Raw genomic sequence first — 20536 nt, 5'->3', positions numbered from 1 at the left:
GTTTCTCTGTCCTTTGTGGTCGTCTTGTTATTCAGCCGGTACGCTTTGCACACCGGATTGGTCGCGGGCCGAACTGATCAGAGCGCGGCGCGCGAGGGCGTAATTGTCTTCGGTGCCGGACCGTTTGGCCTTGCGGTTGTCCAAAATGCGCTCGACATCGTCGAGGCGTCCGGCACGCAGGCCGGAATCGATTGTAATGCGTTCAAAAACATCCCTCTGGGCGTGACTGCCGCCGGCCAATTGCATCGAATTTCGCGCATTTGCAAGATGCTCGAAGGCTTGGAGATAATCGCCTTTTCCAAATGCCTCGAGGCCAATGGCGGCGGCCAAGCCCGGGTCGGCCATGCGACGTGCCGTGTCGGTTGCGGGCTGTTGCGAGTCCTTGTGAATGCGGGCCAGCAACTTGGCGGTCGAGTCGGGCCTGTTGTCACCAGTCAGTGCCAGAAGGTAATGCAGATCGGCGAAGATCAGACAGCCGTCTTCGGTGCGGGTGGCGCTCAGGTCGGCCAGTTCTTCCCATCGGTTGCCAATGTCCACGCCTTCAAGCTCGAGCCTCGACAACAGCGAGGTCGCATTCGAAATATCGCGATAGTCATCTGTCTTGTCCTGGCGAATCTCGTGGTCGTACAGATCAAGCACCTGGTCGATCTGACCCAGATCCAGATGCATCAACGCTTTGTGCCAACACACGTGATACCGGAAGTTGTTGCAGTGGGACCAGGCAGCCTCGCGCCCGGCCAGCCAGTCCAGACCGGATTGCGCATTGCCCGTCATTTCGTGCACGTGGGCGACTGCGTGTAGGCCCCACGCATCGTCCGAGACCATCCACAGAGCCTGCCGCCCTGCGATCTCGGCCTTTTCATAGGCACCGGTTTCTTCCAACGCAAAGGAATGGCACCCAAGCAGGTATCCACGACCGGGGTGATCAGGCGCATAGGCTGGCAGAACCCGTTCGATCGAGCGTCGCATCCCTGCGGAATCACCCAACACGAAACGGGTCGCGTGGCTGAGCTTCATGGCCAGCGTGTCATCGGGGTGGCTGCGCAGAATTGCCTCGAAGGTTTGCACGGCGCGGGTGGGCTGGCCAGCCAGCCAGTGATCCAAGGCCTCAAGGTAAAGTTTCTCGCGGGCCGAAATCGGCTGCTCAGCGGCCGCACTCTTTGCCGTGGCGGCGGCCTGATGGGCGACCTCCATCATTTCCTTGCGCCCCAACAGAACCATGAACAGCCCCTTGATGGCATGTCCAAGCGCAAAGCCCGGTTCAAGCTCAAGCACATTGCCCAGATGCTGAGGTGTGACGGCTGCGTGCGCCATGAAACCAAGCAGAACACCATTCCACGCTTCGGCGCTGTCCGGGTGGGTCAGGGTGTTCATCTGTCCGAAAACATCTTGCTGCATGCTTGGGTCCAATCTGGTTGCAAAAACTCACACTCTTGGACTTAGCAGAGTGTGCAGACGGGACGTAACAGTATCGGGCCTGCTCTCGAATTGGTGAAAGCTTGTGTTCGCAAAAAGCGAAAAAAATCGCCGATTCAATGACATGTTTCAGCGACTTGCCGCCGAAAAAGGCAGAGTGTTTCAATCCTCGAAGGGGTTTTCCGCGTTCAGAACCGCTTGCGTGTCAGCGCCGAACTCGGGCGGAGCCGAGCGGTAGGTCACCGGGCTGCGGGACAACTTCAATGGATTCCCGATCAGACGCACCGGGCCGGGCCGGGCAGGCATATCCACTTGCATCCCCCGCGCTGCCACCTGGTCCGAGGCAAAGACCTGATCCAGCGTCTGAACCGGGCCGACCGGCACTTTCAATGCCTCGAGGCCTTCGATGACGGCCTTGGTCTCCAGCCGCAGCAGCGCGGGCCGCAGAACGGCGTTCAATGCATTGCGGTGTTCCAGCCGGTCCGGGTTGGTGGCGAACCGCGCGTCGTCGGGCAGGTGGCTCAACTCCAGAAAACCGCAGAAGCGTCGGAACTGGCTGTCATTTCCCACGGCCAGAATGACGTGGCCATCAGCCGTTTCATAAACATCGTAGGGCACGATGTTGGGGTGCCCATTCCCGCGCCGCTGTGGAACCTGGCCCGAGGTCAGATAGTTCACGCCCTCGTTGATCAGCCATGCGATCTGGCTGTCGACCAGTGCGATGTCGATTTGCTGGCCTTCGCCGGTCTGATCCCGGTGGCGCAGCGCCGCCAGAATGCCGACGGTCGCGTACATGCCGCACATCACGTCGGCGATGCCCACGCCCACTTTCATAGGGGCTCCGTCCGGTTCGCCCGTCAGCGACATGATCCCGCCATAGCCCTGCGCCATCAGGTCATAGCCCGGCTTGGCAGCGTTCGGCCTGGTCTGGCCGTAGCCCGAGATCGAACAGTAGATAAGCCCCGGAAAGTCCCGCGAGAGGGTTTCATGGTCCAGCTCGTATTTGGCCAGCCCGCCGGGTTTGAAATTCTCGATGAGGATGTCAGCATGAGAGGCCAGCCGCCGGATCTGTGCCTGCCCCTCTGGCGTGGCGATATCGATGGCGACGGATTTCTTGTTGCGGTTCGCGGCCATGAAATAGGCGCTCAGGTCGGTCAGGTTGCCATCCGCATCGGAGACATAGGGCGGTCCCCATTGGCGGGTGTCATCGCCCCCGGTGGCCGGGTTTTCCACCTTGATCACGCTGGCTCCAAGATCGCCCAGCAGCTGCGTGCAGGTCGGCCCGGCCAGAATGCGTGACAGATCCAGAACCTTGACGCCCTTCAGCGGCCCTTCAGATGCGGCCATCATAGCCTCCGCGGTCGATCTCGGCGGCGATCATCGTGAACGTGTCGGCGGCCATCGCGGCCTTCAGCGCCGCGCGCAGCTCGGCGCGGTTGCGCACGTTGTGGCCATTGCCGCCGAACGCCCGGCCCATCGCGGCATAGTCATGCCGGTCGAAATCGACGCCCCGGTTGCCCATCTGGCGCTGGCGCTGTTTCAGCTCGATCAGTGCCAGGCTGGCATCGACAAAGACCAGAAAGATCGGGTTCCCGCCCATTTCTGCGGCGGTCGACAACTCACCGGCCACCATCAGGAACCCGGCATCGCCGGAAAAGCTGATGACCGGGCGGTCAGGTTCGGCCAGTTTCAGGCCGATCGCCATCGGAACGGCACACCCCATCGTGCACAGCGCCGAAGACTGGATCAGGCCGCGCGCCTCGGAGCATTGCCACATCTGGCTGAGAAGGATGCGGTGCGCGCCGCTGTCTGCGGTGGCCAGTGTTTCGGGGGGCAGGGTATCGCGGGCCTCGGCGATCACGGCGGCGGGTCCCCAGTCGTCATCGGTGGGAAAGGCCGCCGCCAGCGCCGCCTTGACCTGCGCCGGCTGGCCTTGGGGCCAGGTCGGTCGGGCGGGGTTGCCCTTGGCGATCGCCTCGAGCGTGGCGCCGGTATCGGCGACCAGGTTCAGCCCCGCCTGGTGCATGTAGTGGTCATTCACCACGGCCGAAATGTCGATCACGCGTTTCTCGTACGGGTCCCAAATCTCGCGCCAGCCGGGGCGCATTTCGATCGGGTCGTAGCCCAGGCACAGGATCAGGTCGGCCTGTTCGACCAACGGCACAAGGTGCGTGTCGGCCAGGGGTGACAGGCCCGCGCCACCAAGGCACAGCGGGTGATCCTCGGGCACCACGCCCTTGGCCTTGTAGGTCGTGACGAACGGGATGCCGAAATGTTCCAGAAACGCCCGCACAACGCTGCGCGAGTCGTCATACAGCACGTCCAGCCCGATGATCGCCAGCGGACGCTCGGCCTCGGCGACCCATCGGCGGGCCTTCTCCAGGCATGTGCCCTCGGGCGCGACGCGGGCGGCCCGGGTCAGCCGTCGGCGCTTGGCGACCGACACCCGTGTATCGGCGACCGAGATCGGCACGTCGATATGCACCGGCCCCGGTCGCGGCTGCGTGGCCAGCGACACGGCCTTGTCGGCGATGATGTCGGCGCCCTTGGCCGTCAGTGTGAACGTGCCCTTGGTGATCGAGCGATAGACCTGCGCGTGATCCATGACCTGGTGGGTGTAGGTCAGCGCCTCGTCGGCATCGACGCAGCCGGTCAGCACGATCATCGGCACCCGGTCCTGCAGCGCATTGGCCACGACATTGATGCCGTTCATGGCCCCAGGACCCAGAGTCGCCACCAGAATCGCCGGCGCGCCATCGCGGTGGTGCACCGCCTCGGCCATGAAACCGGCCGAGTTTTCGTGCTTGGTCAGGTGAAAGGTGATCCCGGCCTGTTCCAGCGCATCGACCAGTGTCAACACCTCGCCTCCGGGCATGCCGAAGGCGTGGCGACACCCGGCCTCGTACAGCCGTTGCGCCAGAAGGTCCGCAGCGCGGGGGGACAGGTCCTGCATCGAACAAGCTCCGTAAGTTCCGTTGCGCAGCAGATTGCGGAGGTTCCGGGCCGGCGCAAGCCGCATCACGTCAGTGTGACTATTTGACAGCCATTTCGGCGATGGCGGCGAATTTGGCGTCCAACTCTGCGGCAATCGCGGGCAAGGCGTCGGAGCCGCCGGTGTAGGGGGCAAAGACCAAAGTGGGCGTTTTGTAGGACAGCGTCGCGGTCCCGTTCTCGTTTTCCGTGACGTACAGGCGGATCGGCGCCTCGATCATCGCGGGCACCGATTGTTCCAGAACCCGCACCGCATAGTCGTTGTTGAAGACCCCGATCACCCGATTGCCCGGAATGGTGATGCTGCGCGCGGCGGCGGCCTTGGTCGGCCCGGCCTGCGTGACCACGATCAGACCGTTTGCCTTGACCGCCGCGATCGTGTCGGCCACCAGCGCGTCATATGTCTTGGTCGTCGGGTGGACGGCCCAACCCGGCCGCGGTTCGATATCGGCAGCAAGCGCGGGCAGCGCCAGCAGGCCGAGGAAAAACACAAGATGTTTCATCACGGGCTCTCCAGGTCGTGGTTGGCCCAAGTCTTCCCGAATTCCTGGGTGCGTACAGTCACAATATCGTGGGTGGCGGGCTTGCGCCGGGGGTGCGAAACCCGCACAAGCGACAGTGTGAAACGGAAAAGGCAGGCGAGGGGCATGCGTGTTTTTATCTGCAGCAGCTGCGCGGGCGAGCGCGACTTGCCGGCCGAGCGTCAGGCCGTATCGGACGCCCTGCGCGCTGCGGGACTGGACGGGCAGATCGAGGTCGCCGACCACGCCTGTTTCAGCGGCTGCGACGAGCCGACCGTGGTGGCGATGCAGGGGGTAAGCCTAGCGTCCTACGTGTTTTCGGGGATCGATCCGGTTGCCGATGCCGATGACATTGCGGCGACCTGTCGGACCATTCTGAACAGCCCGAACGGCTGGATCGAAGACGCCCGTCCGTGCGGGCGGCTTCGCTTGTGTCTGCGGGCGCGGATCCCCGCGCTTCAGTCCACCTGAACCGTGACGGCCGCGCTGACCGGCACCCCATCCACGGCCAGCGGGCTGTGGCTGTTGGCGTTCAGCGAGACCTCGATGGTCGTTTCGCCTTTGGGCAGGTCCTGGATGTGCATCCAGTTGCCATAAAGCCGGGCCAGCTTGACGCCGTTCACATAGACATGCGCATGGCCTTCGCCAGGCTTGTCGTTCAGCGAGGCATGCTCGGGCGCGAACGTGAAGTTCCGCGGCACCACACGCAGGTTCCAACCCGCCATCGGGTCGGGGGAGACGGCGATCTCCAGCCCCGGCGCGTCCGGTCCGGCGGGCAGGTTGATGGCGGTGCTGTGGTCATGGGCCATGGCCTCGGCGTGGTGGCCGCCATGTTGGGCAGGGTCGGAATGGTCGTGGCCGTCGAAGGTGACGCCGTTGGCCGCGGCCAGCACGAACCCGGCGCCCCCGCCAAAGACCAGACCGATCGCGAAAAGAGCAAGCGAGCGTGTCATCTTGTTTCCTTGAAAAGCAAATGACCCGCCGGTTGGGCGCCGGCGGGTCGTGGGATTTCGGAGATCAGGCCGCGGCTTCGACGCGCTTGCCCTCACTCTGCCAGAAATACCCGGCAAACGAACCCAGCAGCACCCAGGCCACAAGGCCGACGCCAAAGGCGCGTGCGGCGAACAAGGCCCCGATCTCGGTCGGAACCGGCCCGGTGAACACGTCGGGTTCCGGCGCGCCGATCAGGTGCGGGGCCATCAACAGCACGGCCGCAACCAGATAGCTGACGATGTTGCCACCGAAAGCGATCAGCCACATGGCCACACCAGCAGCCGCGACGGTTGCCCACCACCAGATCTGCCGCGCAAACACATCCGCTGCGGCAACACCCGGAACCTCGGGGGCCAGGGTGAAGCCCGGCGCCAGGTGGAAGGCGATGAAACCGGCCAGGCCCCACAGCACGCCCGTGCGCCCGTCAGCCGTGTGGCCTTGCGCTTCGGCCAGCGACATCAGGGCGACCAGAACGAGCGCATAGCCGGTATAGGTCAGCATGGTGAACACCACGCTCAACCCGTCGCGGGTCAGGTCCGAGAACATGCCCGGCAGCTCGGGATGGGCCGAGACGGCCTCGGCTCCGAAATGCACCAGCTCTCCGGATTCATACAGTTCAGCATGCAGCAACACGGGCTGCACGAATACCAACTGCAGCAGGGCGACGATCAACCCGGCTGCAGCACCAGCGAACAACGCGCTGGTCAGAATGCGACTGAACATTGGTTTAGTGGCAGGGGAAGCCGGTTGCGTGGCGCACGTCATGGGCGGCGTCATGCAGCGCCGATGCCTGAACGTGACCGGCCAGGGTGATGATCCCCAGGCCCAGAGCTGCCGCGAACACTGCCGAAAGAATGCCAGCGCGTGCCGTTGATGCGGTTTGCGTTTGTGTCGTCATTTTCTGTCCTCCTGTGCCGCCGCACCCGACGGCCGGTGTTTCATTGTTCGCCTGGCAGGTCTCCTGGCTTGCGGGTCAGCGCCTCTGTTCGCCTTCCCCCCGAACGGATCGGGAGTGGCTGGTTGAACAGGGCTCACCGCTTACAGTCGCGGGGGCGGCTTTGGATTTGACCTGCGCGCAGGCCGCACCAAATTCCCTCTTAGCATCCGGATGTCTCCGGCAGGACCAGACCCGTCCATTTAGACGTGAATGCCGCTGTGGCGCAATCGCCATTTGCGACCTTTCGCGTCAATTCCCGCGCTTTTTCAGAACATAGATATCCATGATCCAGCCGTGCCGGGCGCGAGCCTCGGTGCGGTTGCGCAGGATCTCATCGGCCACATCGGCCAGCGGACCTTTGATCAGGATCTGCTCGGGCATGCCCACGTAAGCCCCCCACCAGATGTCAAAATCGGCCATGTCCAGCGTCTGGAACGAACATTCGCCATCCAGCATCACCGCAACCGTATCGGCGTCGCTGGGCCAGCCCTCGTCGCGGATACGCCGGCCGGTGGTGACCAGATAGGGCGCGCCGATCTCGTTGATTGGCATGGCATGGGCCGCCGTCAGCGCCTGCAGCGCCGTGATGCCGGGGATCACCGTGGTGTTCGGCTGCGGGTCCAGCCGCGCGGCGATTCGCAGCGAGCTGTCATAGAGCGACGGGTCGCCCCAGATCAGCAGGGCGACGGTGCGCGCCTCAGGGTGCCGGGCCATCGCCTCCTGCCAGCGTAGGGCGATTGCGTCGTGCCATTCATCCACGCCGCGCAGGTAGCCATCCTGCGAACGGCGCTCGGGGATGTCGAAATAGGCGATTTGGGGCGGTGTGTCGGTGGCCTTGCGGATGATTTCTTCGCGCACACCGGCCAGATCGGCCTTGTTGGCGCCCTTTCGGGGGATCAGGATCAGATCGGCCGCGCGGATCGCCTGCGCGCCCTGAAAGGTCACGTGGTCCGGGTTGCCGGTGCCGATCCCGATCAAGACCAGATCAATCATCGTCGAACTCCGCCAGCGGGCCATAAAGGATCAGCGCAGGTGCAGTACCGATCTCGGAGCCCAGACGCTCGGCCAGTGCGCCGACGGTGGACCGGTGCATCGATTGCTCAGGCGTCGAGACCGATTCGGCCATCAGCGCAGGGGTGTCCAGCGGCAGCCCATGCGCGTGCAGCGCGTCCGCAAGCAGGGGAAAGGTGCGCTTGCCCATGAACACCACGGTCGTCGCACCCGGGTCGGCCAGCGCGGGCAGGTTCAGGTCCTCGGGCAGCTTGCCGCTGACATCGTGGCCGGTGACGAATTGCACCCGCCGCGCGGTCAGGCGCCGGGTCAGCGGGATCCCCGCCGCCGCAGCAGCCGCAATGGCCGAGGGGATGCCCGGAATGATCTCGTACGCGATCCCGGCAGCGCGCAGGGCCGCCAATTCCTCCTCGAGCCGTCCGAACAGGCCGCCATCGCCCGACTTCAGCCGCACGATCCGTTGGCCGGTCTGGGCGTACTCGACCAGCAGGCGGCTGACATGGTACTGCTTGGGCGAGGGCCGCCCGGCGCGCTTGCCCACGCCCACAAGGTCGGCGTCCTTGCGCGCATGGCTCAGGATCGGCCCGCTGCTGAGGTCGTCGAACAGAACCGCGTCGGCCTTTTGCAGCCGGTCCACGGCCTTGAGGGTCAACAATTCCGGGTCGCCGGGGCCGGACCCGATGAAGGAAACGAAACCGCTCATGCGCTGGCCTCTGCGATCAGATGGAAGAACGTACCGGTGACATGTCCGCGGCGCGATCCGGTCTGCGGACCTTCGGCGCCTTCGGCGTCAAAAACCCGCGCCAGAGGCGCGTCGGGCTGCTCGACGATTGAGGAATAGTGGAACTCGTGCCCCCGCAGCGCGGTCCCGGCCGAGAACCCGGGCATGTCGGCCAGCAACTCGGCCCGGCGATAGCCCAGGTTGAATTTGCGCTTCTCGTACGAAGTGACTAGGCCCAGCAGCCCGGCCATCCGGTGACGGGTGCCGTCCTTGTCGATCAGCCCTTCGCCCAGGGCCATGTAACCGCCGCATTCACCATGCACGGGCCGTGTTTCGGCATGTCTGCGCAATCCAGTCAGGAACCGCTCTGCCGCAGCCAGGGTTCCGGCGTGCAGTTCGGGGTACCCGCCGGGCAACCAGACCAGATCGGCATCCGGGGCCGGCGCCTCGTCCGCCAGCGGAGAAAACGGCAGGATCTCGGCCCCGGCCGCTCGCCAGCCTTCCAGAAGATGCGGATAGGTAAAGGAAAACGCCGCGTCCCGGGCCAGTGCGATCCGTTGCGCCGGAGGGCGCGGCAGCGCGGTCGACGACGGCCCCATCGGGCCCGAGGAGGCCGCCCGCTTGATCGCTTCCAAATCCACATGCTCGCGCAGAAAGGCCGCGTAGCCGGCAATTGCGCTTTCGAGATCTGGGTGCTCGACCGCCTGGATCAGGCCCAGATGCCGCTCGGGCAGGGTCAGGTCGCCGCGCCGGGGCAGGACGCCCAGAACCGGCAGGCCCGCGCGCTCCATCCCCAGACGGGTCAGGCGTTCGTGGCGCGGGCTGGCGCAGCGGTTCAGAATCACGCCGGCAAAGGGCAGGTCGGGGTTGTACGTCCGGAACCCCAGCGCCGTGGCCGCAGCCGATTGCGCCTGACCGCCCACATCCAGCACCAGAACCACCGGCCAACCCATGCGCAGCGCGGTCTCGGCGCTGGACCCGTGGCCCAGTTCTCCCGGCTTGGCGACCCCGTCGAACAGGCCCATCGACCCTTCGGCCACCACGATGTCGGCGCCTTGGGCCTGCGCCGCAATCGCGCCCAGCAATGGCGCGCCCATCGCCCAGCTGTCGAGGTTGAACGAGGCCCGACCTGCCGCCGCCCGGTGAAAGGCCGGGTCGATGTAGTCGGGACCGCTCTTGAAGGGTTGCACGGTCAGCCCGTCCTCGGCCAGCGCGCGCAGCAGGCCCAGCATCACGGTCGTCTTGCCCGTCCCCGAGGATGGGGCCGAGATCAGCACTCCGGGCGGGTTAGTCATCGCCGTGACTCCAGCTTGACCACGGGCTGTCGGCGCTTTGCGGGCGATAGCGACGGTCATAGGTCTTTGAATACAAGCAGCTTTCGTCGAAGCCTTCACCGGCCAGCGCCGGCCCGACCAAGATCAGCGCGGTGCGCGAGATGCTCTCGTCCAGCAAGTCCTTCAACGTGCCCAGCGTAGCGCGGATGATCCGCTCATCCGGCCAGCTTGCGCGGTACACCACGGCCACGGGGCAGTCGGCGCCATAGGCGGGGGTCAGGTCGGCCACCACCTTGTCCAGATTGCCGATCGACAGGTGAATGGCCAGCGTCGCGCCGGTGCGGGCGAAGTTTTCCAGCGTCTCGCCCTCGGGCATGGACGAGGCGCGCCCCGGGGTCCGCGTCAGCACCACCGATTGCGCCAGCCCGGGCAGGGTCAGTTCGGTGCCCAAAGCGGCTGCGGCGGCGGCGAAGGACGGAACGCCGGGCGTCACGCTGACGGGAATGCCCATCTGTTTCAGGCGACGGATCTGTTCGCCCATCGCCGACCAGACCGACAGGTCGCCCGAATGTAGGCGGGCCACGTCCTGACCGGCGTCATGGGCGGTTTTGATTTCAGCCATGATCTGATCCAGATCCATCGGCGCGGTGTTCACGATGCGCGCGCCTTCGGGGCAGTGGGCCAGGATTTCCTCGGGCACAAGCGACCCGGCATACAGGCACACCGGGCAAGCGGCGATGATGTCGCGTCCGCGCAGGGTCAGAAGGTCGGCGGCGCCCGGTCCGGCGCCGATGAAATGAACGGTCATGTCTGTCCTCCGATGGCGACCGCGCAGGTGGCAAGCCGGTCGTCCGAGATCTGTCGGGGTGAAAGCAGCCGCGCGCCCGGTCCGGCGGCGGCGAGGGCGGAAGCTTCGGCCACGCTGCCGGTGCCATGACTGGCGCGGCTGCGGGGCGAGCAGGTGAGGGTGCGTTGCCCGGCCAGATCGGCCGGGTCCGCGAAATGCAGGGGCAGGGCGTAGGCGGCGGCAAATTCGGCCAGCGCCGGGTGGCCGGCCTTGTCGGCGGCGGTGGCCAGCGCGTCCACCGCCTGTCCGGCGGTGGCGCGGTCGAACGCGGCCCGCAGGCTGGCGCAGGTAGCGGTGGACGAAAATCCAAGCCCGGCCACGATCATAGGGTCACGCTCCACTGCACGACCGGATAGGCCGATTTCCAACCGCGCCGGGAACCGAGTTCGCTGGCCTGCGCCAGCTCGATCCGCAGCAGGTCGCCGCCCAGCTTGGCGTGCCATTGGCTCAGCACCGCTTCGCTTTCCAGCGTCACGGCGTTGGCAACCAGACGGATGCCCGAGGGGAGGTTGGTCACGAGCCAATCCAGCAGCGCGTCGCTCAGCCCACCGCCGATGAACACCACGTCAGGCAAGGGCAGGCCGTCCAGCGCGTCGGGGGCCCGGCCATGGATGACCTGCAACCGATCCTGTCCCAGCGCGTCGGCATTGGCGCGGATGCGCGCGGCGCGGTCGGCGCGCGGCTCGATCGCGGTGGCAGTCAGGGTCGGGTCGCACATCAGCCACTCGATGCCGATCGAGCCGCTGCCGCCGCCGATGTCCCACAGATGCTGACCCCGCGCAGGCGCCAGCGCCGACAGGGTCAGCGCGCGCACCGGCCGTTTGGTGATCTGCCCATCGGTTTCGAAAATCTCGTCGGGTTTGCCCGAGGCCAACGGCAGCGCAGGCCCGTCGCCCGCAACCTCGAGTGCCACGCAGACCGGATGCTCGAAGGCGCCTAGCAGGGCTTCGGTCAGGGACATGCTGCGCGCGCGTTCCCGAGGGCCGCCGAGGGCCTCCATCACGTGCAGGGTCGTTTCGCCGAACCCGGTCTCGGTCAGATAGCGGGCCAACTCGGCCACCGCGGCCCCGTCGCGCAGCAGGACGATGGCGCGCAGGCCGCGCGACAGATGCGGACGCAGGCGGGTCAGGGGGGCGGCGTGCAGGCCGAAGGTGGCAACGTTTTCCAACGGCCAGCCCAATCGTGCGGCCGCCAGAGAGAAGGTCGACTGCCCCGGCCGTGCCACCCAGTCTTCTGGGGCGAAATTGCGCGCGATCACCGACCCGGCGCCAAACCAGAACGGATCACCCGAGGCCAGAACTACCGTGCGCCGGCCCTTCAACCCCTGCAGAATGGGCAGCCCATCGGCGAACGGCACCGGCCATTCGATGCGTTCGGCTCCGGTTTCGGGAACCAGCGACAGGTGCCGCGGCGGGCCCATAATGGCCTTGGCGCGCTCCAGCTCTTGACGGCTTGCGGGCGACAGGCCATCCAGTCCATCCTCGCCCAGGCCCAGAATGGTCAGCCACGGAGTTTCAGACATGCCCAACCTCCTGATCCTTGGCGGCACGACCGAGGCCAACGCATTGGCCCGCGCCGTGGCGGATTTGGGTGTGGCGGCAACCTATTCCTATGCGGGCCGGGTCGACAACCCGCGGCCGCAACCGCTGCCCACGCGCGTGGGTGGCTTTGGCGGGGCCGAGGGGCTGGCGCGTCACATCCGCGACACCGGCGTGACCCATGTGATCGACGCCACCCATCCCTTTGCCGCGCAGATGAGCCGCAATGCCATCGCCGCCTGCCAGCAGACGCAGACGCCGCTGGCCGCGTTGACTCGTGCGGAATGGACGGCCGTGCCCGGCGACCGGTGGCAACGCGTGCCCGACATCGCCGGCGCCGTTGCCGCGCTGGCCGGGCCGCCGCGTCGGGTGTTCCTTGCGGTGGGGCGCATGCATCTCGAGGATTTCGCGGAACAGCCCCAGCATCACTATCTTCTGCGGCTGGTCGACGAACCCGGCTCGCTGCCCTTCGCCGATTGCGACGTGGTCGTTTCGCGCGGGCCTTTTACGGTTGAAGACGACACGGCGCTGATGCGCCGGCACCGAACTGAACTGGTGGTGTCCAAGAACGCCGGCGGCACCGGCGCGCGCGCCAAGCTGGACGCCGCGCGAGCGTTGGGTATCCCGGTGCTGATGATCGATCGGCCCAGGCTGCCCCGCCGGGTCGAACTGACAAGCGTGCCGCAGGTTCTGGACTGGTTGGCTCATTCCGGCGTGGACCTTGGCGTATAGACGATGGGGCCGATGGGCCGCTCGAGGGCGCGGGTCAGCGACGAGCCGACGATCACCACCGTCTGCATGTCGGCCATTTCGGGCGTTGCCTCGACCAGGGTCGCGATGCGGATCGCCTCGTCTGGGCGCGATACGGCGCGGGCGAATAGGATCAGACGCTCGGGCTCGCATTCCTGCCGCAGGATTTCCAGCGTCTTTACAAAGCCTTCGGGCCGCGACTTCGAGCGTGGATTGTAAAAGGCCATCGCGAAATCGGCCTGCGCGGCCAGCCGCAGGCGTTTCTCAATCACCGCCCAGGGCTTGAGGTTGTCGCTGAGGTTGATGGCGCAGAAATCATGGCCCAGCGGCGCGCCCGCCCGGGCGGCGGCGGCCAGCATGGCGGTGATGCCGGGCAGAACCTCGACAGGGATCTCGCGCCACGCGTCGGGGCCGTTTTCCAGCGCCTCGAACACGGCGGCAGCCATGGCAAACACGCCCGGGTCGCCTGACGAGACCACGACCACCCGTTTGCCCTCGACCGCCATGCGCAGCGCGTGCTGCGAGCGGTCGATCTCGACCCGGTTGTCGCTGGCGTGCAGGGTCAGGCCCGGCCGTTCGGCCACCCGCGCAACGTAGGGAACATAGCCCACCACATCGGTCGCCTCGGTCAAGGCGGCGGTCACCTCGGGGGTCACCAGCGCCTCGTTTCCGGGGCCAAGCCCGGCGATCTTGACCCAGCCGCTCATGGCCGCCGCCCCCGTCCATGCACGATGATGATCGAGAAATAGGGCGTGACCTCGGTGCAGGCGTCGCTCAGTTTGCGAACGGTCTGGTTGGGCATCTGCGCGTATTCCACGATCCAGGCCCGGTCAAACAGACCCGCCGTTTTCAGCGCACGCTTTACCTTGTCGATGTTGCGGCCGATCTTCATCACTACCAGCGCGTCGGTGCGCTCCATGCGGTCTGCCAGAACCTCTTCGGGAAGGGTTCCCATCAGCACCGTGAGGATGTCGTCGCCCCAAGTGATCGGATCACCCGAGGCCGTCCAAGCGCCTGACATGCCGGTGATCGCCGGCACGACCTCCACGGGCACTACGTCGCGCAGGCGGCTGTAGAGATGCATGAACGAGCCGTAGAAGAACGGGTCTCCCTCGCACAGCACCACCACGTCCTCGCCCTGATCGGCCAGTTCTTTCAGGCGCGCGGTGCAGCGTTCGTAGAACTCGGCCAGCAGTGCGTTGTAGCGCGGATCGGTGACCGGGATCTCGGTCGTGACCGGGTATTCCATGGGAAACTCGACCGCATCGTCGCGGATCATCCCGTTCACGATCTTGCGCGCCTGCCCGGTTCGGCCGGGCTTGCGGAAATAGGCCACGTGTTTCGCGCCGCGCAACAGGCGGTCGGCCCGGACGCTCATCAAATCGGGATCGCCGGGGCCGAGGCCCACGCCATAGATCGTGCCCATGGTCATTCCGCCCGGCTTGCGATGGCGTTGATCGCCGCAACGGTGATGGCGCTGCCGCCCAGGCGGCCCTTGACGATGCAGCAGGGCACGGGCTGGGCCTCCCACAGGGCGTCCTTGGATTCGACCGCGCCGACAAAGCCCACCGGGCAGCCGATGATCGCGGCGGGGCGGGGGCAGTCGGGGTCCTCGAGCATGTTCAACAGGTGAAACAGCGCCGTGGGCGCATTGCCGATGGCCACCAGCGCACCCTCCAGATGCGGGCGCCACAGTTCCAGCGCGGCGGCGGATCGGGTGTTGCCCATCTTCTCGGCCAGCGGGCGCACGCGCTCGTCCTGCAGGGTGCAGATGACCTGGTTGTCAGCCGGCAGGCGAAAGCGGGTGACGCCTTCGGACACCATCCGCGCGTCGCACAGGATCGGTGCGCCGTTTTCCAGCGCGGCGCGGGCGGTGCGCACGAATCCGTCCGAGAAATGGATGAATTCTTCCAGCCCGACCATCCCGGCGGCATGGATCATGCGGACGGCGACCTGCTCTTCATCCGGATCAAAGCGGGCCAGATCGGCCTCGGACCGGATCGTGGCGAAGGATTGCTTGTAGATCGCCGCGCCGTCGGTTTCGTATTCATAGGGCATCAGGTCAGGTCCATGGTCTTCAGTGTTTCGGGGTCCAGCCCGCGCTGGAGGGGCTCATCCCCCGTGCGGCCGTGTTTTACAAGATCAAATCGCCCGTCGCGGCCCACCAGCGTTAGATCGGCCGCGCCCATGCGTGCGCAGCCCTTGGCGCAGCCCGAGACATGCAGGCTGCCGGACACGCGCGGGGCCAGTGCGCGGGCGATGGCCCGGGTTTCGGCCTGCGCCTGCGGACAGAATGGCGCGCCGGGGCAGGCGTCGGTGGTCAACAGAGGGTCGGCGCCGTCCGTCACGAAGGCCGGGGCGGGGATCGCCGCCCCGCCTTCCAACAGGAACAGCCGCCAGGGCGTGACGCGCAGGGCGGCGGCGCCCGAGGCCTCGACCAATGAGCGCAACTCGGCGGCGGGTAGTTGCCCGAAGGCCGCGCCGTAGATCGGGCCGATTGCGCTGTTGCCGGGGTGCAGCGCCGGTGCCGTGGGGCCGGGGGCGTGGCCCTGCCATTCCTCGGGCAGAGCCTGCACCGCGATCAGACGGGCCATGCGGCGGGTGTCGGAATTGAAGCGTTCTGCAAACCACCCGGCCAGTTCGATCGCGTGGTCGATCGCCTCATCTTCGCTCACCAAACGGCCGGTCTTGGCCCCGTCGGCCCGTAGGATCAGACCCGAAGCTCCCCGCTCCAGCCGGATATCGGCCGAGTCCCCGGCCAGCAGCCGTGCCTCGCCGGTATCCACCGCAAAGCCGAACTTGGCGGGCAGGGCGGGCAGATCGCCCAGCCGGTCGGTCAATGCCTGCGTCAGGCGCGCGGTCAGGTCGCCGGGTCGGTACAGCGGTGACACAAGAATGTTGCGCCGGGTTTCGATGCCCGGTTCGGCATCCAGCAGGCTCAGCGCCGACAACTCGGCCAGCAGTGGCTGTTGATCGTCTTCGGCCACGCCGCGCAATTGCAGGTTGGCGCGGTTGGTCAGGTCGATGGTGCCGTTGCCGAAGCGCAGGGCCAGATCGCACAGCCCCAGCGTCTGCGCGGCGCTCAGCCGCGCCAGACGCGGGCGCACCCGCACCACCAATCCGTCGCCGGACATCATCGGGCGATGCGCGCCGGGGCACCAGCCCTGAACGACCGGGGCGCTCATTCCAACCCCTCCAGATCGGCGCGGATTGAGTTGCGGCGGGTGTTCCACAGCCCGGCCTCGAACAGCGCGCGGAACCGATCCTGCATGGCTTTGTGGGCCTGCGGATTGGCCTGCTGCAAAAAGGCGTCCACCTCGGGGTTGCCGAGGGTGGCATCGTGATAGAGGTCGAACAAATGCGGGGCGACGCTGCCCGACAGATGTCCGAAAGACGCCATGTGATCCAACGTCGCGGCGATCTCGGCCGCGCCGCGGAAGCCGTGGCGCTGCATACCGGCGATCCAGTCGGGGTTGGCGGCGCGCGCATGGACCACGCGGCTGATTTCCTCGGGCAGTGTGCGAGCGCGGGGTGTTTCTGGGCGGGTATTGTCCAGGTGGTACAGCTGCGCCTGCCCGCCGGTCAGCTTTTTGGCGGCGGCAAATCCGGCCTCGTGCGTGGCATAGTCATTGGCCAGCAGCAGGTCGGTCTCGGTCAGGTCCTGCAGGTGCACGAAACTGTCGGCCTGCGCCACGCGCTGGGTGATCCCGTCGGGGTCGTGGGCAATGTGCTCGCCCTCGAAGGCGAAGGCGCTGGCGTCCAGCCAGGCCTGACCGGCCTGCGCGCGTGCATCGTCGGTATAGGTTTCCGACAGGTGGGTCATGTTCAGCCCATAGCTGCCCGGCGCCGGGCCATAGACCCGCGCGGCGGGCGGCTGGCCCGCATAGGGGTTCCAGTCGGGCGCCTCGTCGCGTTCTGACAGCGCGCGGACCGCCTGACCAAACAGCGCCGACAGGGTCGGAAACACGTCGCGGAACAGGCCCGAGACGCGCAGGGTCACGTCCAGCCGGGGGCGCTCCAGGTCGGTGATCGGCAGAACCTCGATGCCCGATACGCGCTCCGACCCCGGGTCCCAGATCGGTTTGACGCCCAGCAGGTGCAGCGCCATGGCGAATTCCTCGCCCGCCGTGCGCATCGTGGCCGAGCCCCACAGATCGACGATCAGGCCCTTGGGGTAATCGCCTTCCTCCTGCAGGTGGCGGCGCACCAGTTCCTCGGCCAGTTTCACCCCCTGCGCATAGGCCGCGCGGGTGGGGACTGATCGCGGATCGGTGGTGAACAGGTTGCGCCCCGTGGGCAGCACGTCGGTACGCCCGCGATAGGGCGAGCCGGACGGCCCGGCCTCGATCCGCTTGCCCGCCAGCGCATCCAGCAGGGCCTGCCGTTCGGCCCGGGCCGAGGGCCCAGCGTCGAAATTGCCCGCACCCTGCGGCGCGCGGCCAAAGACATGCAGCCCGTCGCCGAACTGGCTTTCCTTGATGTCACAGACGAAACGGTCGATGCGGGTGATCGCCTCGGCGGTGCTGGTGGCCTGATCCAGCCCAAGATCGGCCTCGAGCCCGATGGCGCGGGCCTCGTCACGGATATCGGCCTGCAGCCGGTCGCGCCGCTTGGGGTCCAGCCCGTCGGCGTTCGAGAACTCGTCCAGCAGCGATTCCAGTCGCACCATGCGGTCGGGCGTGCTGCTCTGTTTCATCGGTGGCGGGATGTGGCCCAGCGTAACGGCCCCGATCCGGCGCTTGGCCTGCGCGGCCTCGCCCGGGTCGTTCACGATGAACGGATAGATCACCGGCAGGTCGCCGATCAGCGCCTCGGGCCAGCACTCGGCCGACAGAGCCACGGATTTGCCCGGCAGCCATTCCAGCGTGCCGTGGGCGCCAATATGGATCAGCGCATCGGCGCCCAACCCGTGCCGCAGCCACAGGTAGAAGGCTACGTAGCCGTGCCGGGGCGTGCGCGACAGGTCGTGGTATTCGTCGTCGCGCAGTTCCGGAGTGCCGCGTTCGGGCTGTAACGCCACCAGCGCCTTGCCGCGCCGAAGCGCGGTGAAGTGGAAGGCCCCATCGGCGCAGGCCGGGTCGTCCTCGGGTGCGCCCCAGACGGTTTCCAGATCGGCGCGCAACGCCTCGGGCAGTTGCGCAAGCGCCGCGCGGTAGGCCGAGACCGGCCAGGAAATCCGGGCGTCCAGCAGGGTATCGGCAATCGGTTCGGCGGGGGCGGTGTCATAGCCGGCGCCCTGCAGGTCGGACAGGATCGCCTCGGCCGAGGCCAGCGCGTCCAGCCCCACCGCATGGGCCATCTGCCAGTCTTTGCCCGGATAGGTGGACAAGACCAGCGCGGGGACCTGTTGCGCCTTTGGCTTCTCGGCCAGGTCCACCCAGGCCATCGCCCGGTCGACGATGGCGGTGATCCGGTCGGGCTCGGGCCGGTGGGCGAAACGGGAATATTCCAGATGCGGGTCGCGCTTGCCCGGCTCCTTGAACGAGGCGACACCGGCTGTGATACGCCCGTCCACCTCGGGCAGGACCACATGCATAGCCAGATCGGCGGGCGACAGGCCGCGTTCGGCCTCGGCCCAGACCTTGCGGCGCGAGGTCGCCAGAGCGACCTGAAACACCGGCACGCCCGCCACGTCCAGGGGCGACGTGCCCGACGCGCCCTTGCCCGAAAACGAGGTGGCATTGATGATCGCCGACGGTGCCATCGCTGGGATATTCTCGGCTAGCCATTCAGCCGCCGCAGGCGCTTTGAGCGAGGGCGCAAACAGGCCGACAGCCTGATGGCCTCGTGCGCGGATTTCCCGGATCAGGGCCGCGACTGGCGCGGTATCGGCCGAAGTAAGATAGGCGCGGTAGAAGGTCACGATGATGCGCCGGCCTTCGCCCGCGAAGGCGTCCTCGGGCGCGATCACGCCGCGATCCGGGCACCACGCGCCGCAGTCGGGCAGGGTCTTGGCCCCCATCACCGGCCCGGCATACAGCCCCGCCGCCAACGCCATCTGCGCCAGCGCCGCCTGCGCCGCGACCTCGCCGCCGGTGTCGCACAGATGAGCCAGCCGCCGCAGGGTCGAGACCGGCAGGGTGGAATAGTCGTCCAGCCGCGTATCCTCGCGCCCGTCGGCGGGCAGCACGGCCAGCGCGATGCCCTTGGCCTGCGCCAGCGCCAGCACCTGCTGCAACCCGTAGGACCAGTAGGGCACCCCGCCGATCAGCCGGATCAGGATGCCCTTGGCGCCTTCGAGCGTCTGTTCGACATAGGTATCGACCGACAGCGGATGTTTCAGCGCCGTCAGGTTGGCCAGCCGCAACAAGGGCATCCGCCCCTCCGGCCCGCCACCGCGATGCCAGCCGGCCGCGAAAGCACCCAGGTCGCTGTCCGAAAAGGACAGCACCACCAGATCCGCCGGGCTCTGGCCCAGATCGGTCGGGGTCTCGGTTTCCTCGAGCCCGTGGCTTTCGCGGAAGACGACGTGCATCGGTGCTTACTCGGCGGCCTCGGTAACGCCCGTCAGGATGCCGCGGATCGCGGCCTCGTCGATGTCGTCATGCTCGGCGATGACCACCAGGCGCGAGCGGCGCTCTTCCTCCGATTTCCACGGGCGGTCATACTGATGCCGGACCCGCGCGCCGACTGCCTGGACCAGCAGGCGCATCGGCTTGCCGTCAACGGCGGCATAGCCCTTGACCCGCAGGATGTTCAGCTCGTTCGCCAGACGTTCGATATTGGCGACCAGCTGCGCCGGGTCGGTCTGTTCGGGCAGTTCGACCACGATGCTTTCGAAATCGTCATGTTCGTGGTCGTCATGGCCGTCATGGTGCGAGGGGCGGGCGTCCATGTCGTCTTCGGCTGCGGCCTCCAGCCCCAGCACCACGCGCACATCCACCGCGCCCTCGGCCACTTCCACCACGGGCAGGGGGCGCGGCGCCTCGGCGGCGATGATCTCACGCGCCTTGGCCACACCTTCGGGGCCGGCCAGGTCGGGCTTGGTCAGCAGGATGATGTCGGCGCACGAGATCTGATCCTCGAACACCTCGGACAGGGGCGTTTCGTGGTCGATCGAGTCATCGGCCATGCGCTGGGCGTCCACTGCCTCGACATTCGGGGCGAAGCGGCCTGCGGCCACGGCCTCGGCATCGGCCAGGGCGATCACGCCGTCCACGGTGATCTTGGAACGGATATCGGGCCAGTCGAACGCCTTGAGCAGCGGTTTCGGCAGGGCCAGACCGCTGGTTTCGATCAGGATGTGATCGGGGCGCGGGTCGAGCGCCATCAGCGCTTCGATCGTGGGGATGAAGTCATCGGCCACGGTGCAGCAGATGCAGCCATTGGCCAGTTCCATGATGTTTTCCGCCGGGCAGTCGGGGATGGCGCAGCTTTTCAGGATCTCGCCATCGACGCCCACATCGCCGAATTCGTTGACCACCACGGCCAGCCGCTTGCCCTGCGGGTTCTGCATCAGGTGGCGGATCAGCGTGGTCTTGCCCGAGCCGAGAAAGCCGGTGATGACGGTGACGGGAAGTTTTTCGAGGGTGCTCAT

The 20536-nt window shown here is 66.8% G+C and carries 21 protein-coding genes and 1 riboswitch; of the genes, 2 read left to right on the top strand and 19 right to left on the bottom strand.

Going from position 1 to position 20536, the window contains the following annotated elements:
- Positions 1-27: 27 nt before the first annotated feature.
- The 4 genes from ACR0MM_RS05735 to ACR0MM_RS05720 all read right to left on the bottom strand — a co-directional run bounded on the left by ACR0MM_RS05735 (position 28) and on the right by ACR0MM_RS05720 (position 4910).
- Positions 28-1398, bottom strand: coding sequence for a tetratricopeptide repeat protein (locus ACR0MM_RS05735; RefSeq protein WP_480694933.1), 1371 nt, complete (start codon positions 1396-1398; stop codon positions 28-30).
- Positions 1399-1578: 180 nt separating this feature from the next.
- Positions 1579-2763 (bottom strand): CaiB/BaiF CoA transferase family protein, encoded by a 1185-nt coding sequence (locus tag ACR0MM_RS05730; RefSeq protein WP_480694931.1) that lies wholly within the window; start codon positions 2761-2763, stop codon positions 1579-1581.
- Positions 2750-4369: a thiamine pyrophosphate-binding protein gene (locus ACR0MM_RS05725; protein WP_480694929.1), complete on the bottom strand. Its 1620-nt coding sequence runs from the start codon at positions 4367-4369 to the stop codon at positions 2750-2752. Before ACR0MM_RS05725 ends, ACR0MM_RS05730 begins: the two co-directional genes overlap by 14 nt.
- A gap of 79 nt (positions 4370-4448) precedes the next feature.
- Positions 4449-4910: a DUF302 domain-containing protein gene (locus ACR0MM_RS05720; protein WP_480694927.1), complete on the bottom strand. Its 462-nt coding sequence runs from the start codon at positions 4908-4910 to the stop codon at positions 4449-4451.
- 144 nt (positions 4911-5054) lie between these two features.
- Between ACR0MM_RS05720 and ACR0MM_RS05715 the strand changes: the two genes are divergently transcribed.
- A complete protein-coding gene (locus tag ACR0MM_RS05715; RefSeq protein ID WP_480694925.1) occupies positions 5055-5399 on the top strand; it encodes a DUF1636 family protein in 345 nt (114 codons plus the stop codon).
- On the opposite strand, the gene ACR0MM_RS05710 is transcribed toward ACR0MM_RS05715, so the two are convergent.
- From ACR0MM_RS05710 to cbiE, 9 genes are all read right to left on the bottom strand, one after another.
- Positions 5387-5881 carry a hypothetical protein gene (locus ACR0MM_RS05710; protein WP_480694923.1) on the bottom strand — a complete coding sequence of 165 codons (495 nt, stop codon included), beginning with the start codon at positions 5879-5881 and terminating at the stop codon, positions 5387-5389. The genes ACR0MM_RS05715 and ACR0MM_RS05710 overlap by 13 nt on opposite strands.
- 64 nt (positions 5882-5945) lie before the next feature.
- Positions 5946-6644, bottom strand: a complete 699-nt coding sequence (locus ACR0MM_RS05705) for a CbtA family protein (RefSeq protein WP_480694921.1) — start codon at positions 6642-6644, stop codon at positions 5946-5948.
- A 4-nt stretch (positions 6645-6648) separates the two neighbouring features.
- Positions 6649-6819: a CbtB domain-containing protein gene (locus ACR0MM_RS05700; RefSeq protein ID WP_005981986.1), complete on the bottom strand. Its 171-nt coding sequence runs from the start codon at positions 6817-6819 to the stop codon at positions 6649-6651.
- A gap of 36 nt (positions 6820-6855) precedes the next feature.
- A riboswitch (cobalamin riboswitch) is annotated at positions 6856-7064 on the bottom strand.
- Positions 7065-7107: 43 nt separating this feature from the next.
- Positions 7108-7851 carry a precorrin-6A synthase (deacetylating) gene (gene cobF / locus ACR0MM_RS05695; protein WP_480694919.1) on the bottom strand — a complete coding sequence of 248 codons (744 nt, stop codon included), beginning with the start codon at positions 7849-7851 and terminating at the stop codon, positions 7108-7110.
- Positions 7844-8572 carry a uroporphyrinogen-III C-methyltransferase gene (gene cobA, locus ACR0MM_RS05690; RefSeq protein WP_480694917.1) on the bottom strand — a complete coding sequence of 243 codons (729 nt, stop codon included), beginning with the start codon at positions 8570-8572 and terminating at the stop codon, positions 7844-7846. Before cobA ends, cobF begins: the two co-directional genes overlap by 8 nt.
- A complete protein-coding gene (locus ACR0MM_RS05685; RefSeq protein ID WP_480694915.1) occupies positions 8569-9885 on the bottom strand; it encodes a cobyrinic acid a,c-diamide synthase CobB in 1317 nt (438 codons plus the stop codon). Before ACR0MM_RS05685 ends, cobA begins: the two co-directional genes overlap by 4 nt.
- A complete protein-coding gene (gene cobM, locus ACR0MM_RS05680) occupies positions 9878-10672 on the bottom strand; it encodes a precorrin-4 C(11)-methyltransferase (protein ID WP_480694913.1) in 795 nt (264 codons plus the stop codon). The genes ACR0MM_RS05685 and cobM overlap by 8 nt, the downstream gene beginning before the upstream one ends.
- Complete coding sequence (locus ACR0MM_RS05675) at positions 10669-11037, bottom strand: cobalamin biosynthesis protein (RefSeq protein WP_170593129.1); 369 nt, start codon at positions 11035-11037, stop codon at positions 10669-10671. Before ACR0MM_RS05675 ends, cobM begins: the two co-directional genes overlap by 4 nt.
- Positions 11034-12233: a precorrin-6y C5,15-methyltransferase (decarboxylating) subunit CbiE gene (gene cbiE / locus ACR0MM_RS05670; RefSeq protein ID WP_480694911.1), complete on the bottom strand. Its 1200-nt coding sequence runs from the start codon at positions 12231-12233 to the stop codon at positions 11034-11036. The genes ACR0MM_RS05675 and cbiE overlap by 4 nt, the downstream gene beginning before the upstream one ends.
- Between cbiE and ACR0MM_RS05665 the strand changes: the two genes are divergently transcribed.
- Positions 12232-12981, top strand: a complete 750-nt coding sequence (locus ACR0MM_RS05665; protein WP_480694909.1) for a cobalt-precorrin-6A reductase — start codon at positions 12232-12234, stop codon at positions 12979-12981. The genes cbiE and ACR0MM_RS05665 overlap by 2 nt on opposite strands.
- Here ACR0MM_RS05665 and cobJ read toward each other — a convergent pair.
- The 6 genes from cobJ to cobW are packed head-to-tail and all read right to left on the bottom strand — an operon-like array spanning position 12954 to position 20536.
- Positions 12954-13706, bottom strand: coding sequence for a precorrin-3B C(17)-methyltransferase (cobJ, locus tag ACR0MM_RS05660; protein WP_480694907.1), 753 nt, complete (start codon positions 13704-13706; stop codon positions 12954-12956). The genes ACR0MM_RS05665 and cobJ overlap by 28 nt on opposite strands.
- Entirely contained in the window at positions 13703-14431 is a 729-nt protein-coding gene (locus ACR0MM_RS05655; RefSeq protein ID WP_480694905.1) for a precorrin-2 C(20)-methyltransferase, read from the bottom strand. Before ACR0MM_RS05655 ends, cobJ begins: the two co-directional genes overlap by 4 nt.
- A complete protein-coding gene (locus ACR0MM_RS05650) occupies positions 14428-15057 on the bottom strand; it encodes a precorrin-8X methylmutase (protein WP_480694903.1) in 630 nt (209 codons plus the stop codon). The genes ACR0MM_RS05655 and ACR0MM_RS05650 overlap by 4 nt, the downstream gene beginning before the upstream one ends.
- Complete coding sequence (gene cobG, locus ACR0MM_RS05645; protein WP_480694901.1) at positions 15057-16184, bottom strand: precorrin-3B synthase; 1128 nt, start codon at positions 16182-16184, stop codon at positions 15057-15059. Before cobG ends, ACR0MM_RS05650 begins: the two co-directional genes overlap by 1 nt.
- A complete protein-coding gene (gene cobN / locus ACR0MM_RS05640; RefSeq protein ID WP_480694899.1) occupies positions 16181-19474 on the bottom strand; it encodes a cobaltochelatase subunit CobN in 3294 nt (1097 codons plus the stop codon). Before cobN ends, cobG begins: the two co-directional genes overlap by 4 nt.
- A 6-nt stretch (positions 19475-19480) precedes the next feature.
- Positions 19481-20536: a cobalamin biosynthesis protein CobW gene (gene cobW, locus ACR0MM_RS05635; protein WP_480694897.1), complete on the bottom strand. Its 1056-nt coding sequence runs from the start codon at positions 20534-20536 to the stop codon at positions 19481-19483.

This window comes from Ruegeria sp. BC6 (assembly GCF_056539185.1).
The sequence above is the reverse complement of the archived record's forward strand: the minus strand, read 5'-3'. Positions and strand labels throughout refer to the sequence as shown.

Excerpts from the sequence above, each read along its gene's own strand:
- ACR0MM_RS05675 (WP_170593129.1), bottom strand. The coding sequence starts at position 11,037 with ATGATCGTGGCCGGGCTTGGATTTTCGTCCACCGCTACCTGCGCCAGC.
- cbiE (WP_480694911.1), bottom strand. The coding sequence starts at position 12,233 with ATGTCTGAAACTCCGTGGCTGACCATTCTGGGCCTGGGCGAGGATGGA.
- ACR0MM_RS05685 (WP_480694915.1), bottom strand. The coding sequence starts at position 9,885 with ATGACTAACCCGCCCGGAGTGCTGATCTCGGCCCCATCCTCGGGGACG.
- cobW (WP_480694897.1), bottom strand. The coding sequence starts at position 20,536 with ATGAGCACCCTCGAAAAACTTCCCGTCACCGTCATCACCGGCTTTCTC.
- ACR0MM_RS05725 (WP_480694929.1), bottom strand. The coding sequence starts at position 4,369 with ATGCAGGACCTGTCCCCCCGCGCTGCGGACCTTCTGGCGCAACGGCTG.
- cobG (WP_480694901.1), bottom strand. The coding sequence starts at position 16,184 with ATGAGCGCCCCGGTCGTTCAGGGCTGGTGCCCCGGCGCGCATCGCCCG.
- cobJ (WP_480694907.1), bottom strand. The coding sequence starts at position 13,706 with ATGAGCGGCTGGGTCAAGATCGCCGGGCTTGGCCCCGGAAACGAGGCG.
- ACR0MM_RS05720 (WP_480694927.1), bottom strand. The coding sequence starts at position 4,910 with ATGAAACATCTTGTGTTTTTCCTCGGCCTGCTGGCGCTGCCCGCGCTT.
- ACR0MM_RS05655 (WP_480694905.1), bottom strand. The coding sequence starts at position 14,431 with ATGACCATGGGCACGATCTATGGCGTGGGCCTCGGCCCCGGCGATCCC.
- ACR0MM_RS05710 (WP_480694923.1), bottom strand. The coding sequence starts at position 5,881 with ATGACACGCTCGCTTGCTCTTTTCGCGATCGGTCTGGTCTTTGGCGGG.
- ACR0MM_RS05715 (WP_480694925.1), top strand. The coding sequence starts at position 5,055 with ATGCGTGTTTTTATCTGCAGCAGCTGCGCGGGCGAGCGCGACTTGCCG.
- ACR0MM_RS05730 (WP_480694931.1), bottom strand. The coding sequence starts at position 2,763 with ATGGCCGCATCTGAAGGGCCGCTGAAGGGCGTCAAGGTTCTGGATCTG.
- ACR0MM_RS05735 (WP_480694933.1), bottom strand. The coding sequence starts at position 1,398 with ATGCAGCAAGATGTTTTCGGACAGATGAACACCCTGACCCACCCGGAC.
- ACR0MM_RS05700 (WP_005981986.1), bottom strand. The coding sequence starts at position 6,819 with ATGACGACACAAACGCAAACCGCATCAACGGCACGCGCTGGCATTCTT.
- cobM (WP_480694913.1), bottom strand. The coding sequence starts at position 10,672 with ATGACCGTTCATTTCATCGGCGCCGGACCGGGCGCCGCCGACCTTCTG.
- cobN (WP_480694899.1), bottom strand. The coding sequence starts at position 19,474 with ATGCACGTCGTCTTCCGCGAAAGCCACGGGCTCGAGGAAACCGAGACC.
- ACR0MM_RS05665 (WP_480694909.1), top strand. The coding sequence starts at position 12,232 with ATGCCCAACCTCCTGATCCTTGGCGGCACGACCGAGGCCAACGCATTG.
- cobA (WP_480694917.1), bottom strand. The coding sequence starts at position 8,572 with ATGAGCGGTTTCGTTTCCTTCATCGGGTCCGGCCCCGGCGACCCGGAA.
- ACR0MM_RS05650 (WP_480694903.1), bottom strand. The coding sequence starts at position 15,057 with ATGCCCTATGAATACGAAACCGACGGCGCGGCGATCTACAAGCAATCC.
- ACR0MM_RS05705 (WP_480694921.1), bottom strand. The coding sequence starts at position 6,644 with ATGTTCAGTCGCATTCTGACCAGCGCGTTGTTCGCTGGTGCTGCAGCC.
- cobF (WP_480694919.1), bottom strand. The coding sequence starts at position 7,851 with ATGATTGATCTGGTCTTGATCGGGATCGGCACCGGCAACCCGGACCAC.